Below are 4,836 nucleotides of genomic sequence, written 5' to 3' on the forward strand. Positions count from 1 at the left end.
GGTCTCCGCGAACAGCTTGCGGACGTGGTCCCAGACGCCGGTGTAGGTGGCCGGGCTGCGCCTGGTCACCCTGGACGACCCCGAGGTGCACGCCGCCGACCCGGTCGCGGTCGGTCCGGGCCCGGCCCCGGACGACCTGGCGTACGTCATCTTCACCTCCGGCTCCACCGGCCGGCCGAAGGGCGTGATGATCGACCACCGGGGCGCGGCCAACACGGTGCAGGACGTCAACGCCCGCTTCGGCGTCACCCCGGCGGACCGGGTGCTCGGCCTGTCCGCGCTGAGCTTCGACCTGTCGGTCTACGACGTGTTCGGCGCGCTGGCCGCCGGCGCGGCGGTGGTGCTTCCCGCGCCGGCCCGGGCCGCGGATCCGGAGCACTGGAGCGACCTGGTCCGTCGGCACCGGGTGACGGTGTGGAACTCGGTGCCCGCGCTCATGCAGGCCTGGGTCGACGCGCCGGCGGCGCACGCCGACCCGGCGGAGTCGTCGCTGCGGGTGGTCATGCTCAGCGGCGACTGGATCCCGGTACGGCTGCCCGACGCGATCCGCCGCCGGCACCCGCGGGCCGCGGTGCACAGCCTGGGCGGGGCGACGGAGGCGTCGATCTGGTCGATCCACTTCCCGGTCGGCGTGGTCGACGACGGCTGGGCCAGCATCCCGTACGGGCGCCCGATGGCGAACCAGACCATGCACGTCTACGACGACCGGTTCACCCCCTGCCCGGTGTGGACGCCGGGCGAGCTCTGGATCGGCGGGACGGGCGTGGCGCTGGGCTACTGGGCCGACCCCGTGCGCACCGACGAACGCTTCGTCCGGCACCCGGTGACCGGCGAGCGCCTGTACCGCACCGGTGACCTCGGCCGTTGGCTGCCGGACGGGACCATCGAGTTCCTCGGCCGCGACGACGACCAGGTGAAGCTGAACGGCTTCCGGATCGAGTTGGGCGAGATCAGCGCCGCGCTGTCCCGGCTGCCGGGGGTGGCCGAGGCGGTGACGGTGGTGGACACCAACCCGGGCACCGGCCGTCGCCAGCTCGTCGGGTACGTGGTGCCGGCCGACCCGGCCGCGCCGGTACCCGCCGAGACGCTGCGCGCCGGGCTCGCCCGGGTGCTGCCCGAGTACATGGTCCCGCACCACTATCCGGTGCTGGAGCGGGTCCCGCTGAGCGCGAACGGCAAGGTGGACCGGGGTGCCCTGCCGTCGCCCTGGACCCGGCTCGCCCCGGCCGGGCAGCCCGCCGCCCCCGGCGACGACGTGGAACGGACGATCCTCGCGATCTGGCAGGAGGCCCTGGACCGCGACGACTTCGGGGTCGAGGACAACTTCTTCGAGCTGGGCGCCGACTCGCTGCACGCGGTCCGGATCCTGGGCCGGCTCCGCGAGGAGTTCGGCATCGAACCGGACGCCGACGAGGGCCTGCCGATGCTCTTCGACAGCCCGACCGTGGCCGAGTTGGCCGAGACCGTACGCGGGCTGCTGCGGGAGCGGGTGTGACCGGCGGGCCCGGGGGCGGCTGGGACGACGTGGTGGTGGGCGCGGGTTCGGCCGGCGCCACCCTGGCCGCCCGCCTCTCCGAGCAGGCCGGACGGCGGGTGCTGCTGATCGAGGCCGGGCCGGACCGGTTCGGTGGGGACGGCGCACCCGAGCAGCTCGGCCGTCCCACGCTCGCCGGCCTCAACTGGGAGTACGAGACCGTCGACGGGGAGCGGCCGGTGCCGTACCGGGTGGGTCGGGTGGTGGGCGGCTCGTCGGCGGTGAACGGCGCGATCGCTCTGCGCGGCCTACCGGCCGACTTCGACGAGTGGGCCGCCGCGGGCAACCCGGAGTGGGCCTGGTGGAAGGTGCTGCCGTACTTCGTGCGGATGGAGACCGACCACGACGTGACCGGACCGGAGCACGGCGACCGGGGTCCGGTGCCGATCCGTCGACTGACCGCGACCACGCCGCTCAGCGACGCGTTCGTCGACGCCTGCCGGCAGCAGGGGCTGCCCCCGACGGCCGACCTGAACGGCCCGCCGACGCCCGGGGTGGGGCCGCTGCCGACGAACTCCCGGCAGGGCCGCCGGATGGGTACCGCCGAGACGTACCTGGCCGCTGCGCGGAGCCGGCCGAACCTGACCGTCTGGCCGGACACCACCGCGCTGCGCGTCCTCGCCGAGGGGAACCGGGCCACGGGGGTCGAGGTGCGGCGCGACGGGCGTACGGTCCGGGTCCGGGCCGACCGGGTGACGCTCAGCGCCGGCGCGGTGAACACCCCGCTGCTGCTGCAACGCTCCGGTATCGGGCCGGCGGACCGGCTCGCCGCGCTCGGCGTACGGCCCTGGGTGGACCTGCCGGGGGTGGGCGCGAACCTCAGCGACCACCCGCTGCTGGGCATCTGGGCGGTGCCGCGGGCCGGACTCTGCCGGGCCGGCGACCCCTGGCACTCGGTGGTGGCGCGGGCTGCCAGCGACGGCGTGGACCCGGATCTGATGGTCTTCCTGAACTGCAACGTGTCCCCGGAAGACGTGCCCACCCTCGGCCCGATGCTGCGCGGGCGGCCCGGCGTGTCGGTGGCGGTGATGCTGATGAACACCGACTCGCGCGGCAGCGTCCGGCTGCGGGACGCGGCCCCGGACAGCCCGCCGGAGATCCGGCTCCACCTGGCCCGTGAGCCCCGCGACGAGCAGCGCCTGATGATCGGAACCCGGCTGATCTGGTCGCTGCTGCGGGCACCGGCGATGAGCGGGCTGCTGGACCGGGTGCTGCTCTGGACCGACCGGATGGTCGCCGAGGAGCCGCTGCTACGCCGCGCGGTACGCACCTTCGTCGCGCCCTCCTGGCACCCCACCGGCACCGCCCGGATGGGCCCGGCGGACGACCGGGGCGCGGTGGTCGACCAGTTCCTGCGGGTGCACGGCGTGGACGGGCTGCGGGTGGTGGACGCCTCGGTGCTGCCCGCCGTCCCCCGGGCCACCCCCAACCTGACCTGCGTGATGCTGGGCGAACGGGCGGCCGACTGGATGGTCTGATCCGGTGGGTGGGTGACAGCGATCTGTGCGACGTCTGCCAGCAGCGGTTGCGAACCTCGCCGCATGAGTGACGCCTTCCAGGCCCAGGGCCTGGTCAAACGATTCGGCAAGACGGTCGCGCTGGACGGCATCGACCTGTCCGTGCGCGCCGGTGAGGTGCACGGATTCCTGGGCCCCAACGGCGCGGGCAAGACGACCACGATCCGGGTCCTGCTCGGCCTGCTGCGCGCCGACGGGGGCACGGTGCGGCTGCTGGACGGCGACCCCTGGCGGGACATCACCCGGCTGCACAAGCGGCTGGCGTACGTGCCGGGTGACGTGAGCCTGTGGCCACGGCTCTCCGGCGGGGAGACGATCGACCTGCTCGGCCGGCTGCGCGGCGGGCTGGACCAGCGCCGCAAGGCCGAGCTGCTCGACCGCTTCCAGCTGGATCCGCGCAAGAAGGGCCGGGCCTACTCGAAGGGCAACCGGCAGAAGGTGGCCCTGGTCGCGGCGTTCGCCTCGGACGTGGAGCTGTTCATCCTGGACGAGCCGACCTCCGGCCTCGACCCGCTCATGTCCGAGGTGTTCAACCAGTGCGTGAGCGAGGTTCGCCGGCAGGGCCGCACCGTGCTGCTGGCCAGCCACATCCTCGGCGAGGTGGAGAAGCTCTGCGACCGGGTCAGCATCATCCGTTCCGGGCGGATCGTGGAGACCGGCTCACTGGGCGAGCTGCGCCACCTCACCCGCACCACCATTCAGGCCCGGCTGGGCCGCCCGGCCGCCGGGCTCGACGAGGTGGCCGGCACCCACAACGTCACGGTGGACGGCGACCAGGTCAGCCTCCAGGTCGACCCGGACGCGCTGCCGGAGGTGCTGCGCCGCCTCGGCCAGTACGAGGCGCGCGAGCTGGTCAGCCAGCCGCCCACGCTGGAGGAGTTGTTCCTGCGCCACTACGACGTCGGCCCGCACCGCAGCGGCGAGAAGGTCGGTGCCCGATGAGCGAGCTGGTCGGCACCGGGCGCCTGGCCCGGCTGGCCCTGCGCCGGGACCGGATCGGTCTCCCGGTGTGGGTGCTGCTCGCGATCAGCCTGGGTGCCGGCCCGGCCGCGTCGATCGCCGACGCCTACGCCTCGGCGGAGAAGCAGCGCGGGTACGCCGAGGGGGTGGGCAGCAACCCGGCAGCCGCGGTGTTCAGCGGGCCGAGCTTCGGCGTGGAGCACCTCGGCGGGATTGTGGTCAAGGAGAGCGCGGTCTGGGTTCTGCTGCTGGTGGCGATCACCAGCATCATGCTGATCACTCGTTACACCCGCACCGAGGAGGAGAGCGGCCGGGCGGAGCTGGTCACCGCCGCCGCCGTCGGCCGGCACGCCCGGCTGGCCGCCGCCCTGCTCGTCGTCGGCGTCGCCGACCTGCTGATCGGGCTGGGCATCGCGGCCGGGCTGATGGGGGCCGGGCTCTCCGGCGCCGGCTCGCTGGCGTACGGGTTGGGCGTCACCGTGGTCGGCTGGGTCTTCGCCGCCGTCGCGGCAGTCACCGCGCAGCTGGTGGAGGCGGCCCGCACCGCGAACGGCATCGCCCTGGCCGTCTTCGGCGCCACCTTCCTGCTGCGTGGCATCGCCGACTCCGCCGCCGTGGCGAACGACGGCACCGGGGCCGTCCGGCAGCTCGCCTGGCTCTCCCCCACCGGCTGGTTCTACCAGATCCGGCCGTACGCCGGGGAGCGCTGGTGGGTACTGGGACTGGCCGTGCTGACCGGCGTGGCGATCACCGGCGTCGCGGTCGCGCTGAGCCGCCGTCGGGACGTCGGCGCGGGCCTGCTGGCCGCTCGGCTGGGTCGCCCGG

General features: G+C 74.5%; 3 protein-coding genes and 1 pseudogene. All 4 read left to right on the forward strand.

Features of this window, described 5'->3' with window-relative positions; all coding sequences use genetic code 11:
• The first annotated feature begins 46 nt into the window (after positions 1-46).
• Positions 47-1,495 carry a non-ribosomal peptide synthetase gene (locus AB0I76_RS22500; RefSeq protein ID WP_357038726.1) on the forward strand — a complete coding sequence of 483 codons (1,449 nt, stop codon included), beginning with the start codon at positions 47-49 and terminating at the stop codon, positions 1,493-1,495.
• Entirely contained in the window at positions 1,492-3,012 is a 1,521-nt protein-coding gene (locus tag AB0I76_RS22505) for a GMC family oxidoreductase N-terminal domain-containing protein (protein WP_357038729.1), read from the forward strand. Before AB0I76_RS22500 ends, AB0I76_RS22505 begins: the two co-directional genes overlap by 4 nt.
• A 63-nt stretch (positions 3,013-3,075) precedes the next feature.
• Entirely contained in the window at positions 3,076-3,993 is a 918-nt protein-coding gene (locus AB0I76_RS22510) for an ABC transporter ATP-binding protein (RefSeq protein ID WP_357038732.1), read from the forward strand.
• Positions 3,990-4,836 (forward strand): annotated as a pseudogene (locus AB0I76_RS22515) (hypothetical protein); the annotation flags it as partial. The gene AB0I76_RS22510 and the pseudogene AB0I76_RS22515, both read left to right, overlap by 4 nt.

This window comes from Micromonospora sp. NPDC049799, assembly GCF_040656655.1.
GTDB lineage: Bacteria > Actinomycetota > Actinomycetes > Mycobacteriales > Micromonosporaceae > Micromonospora.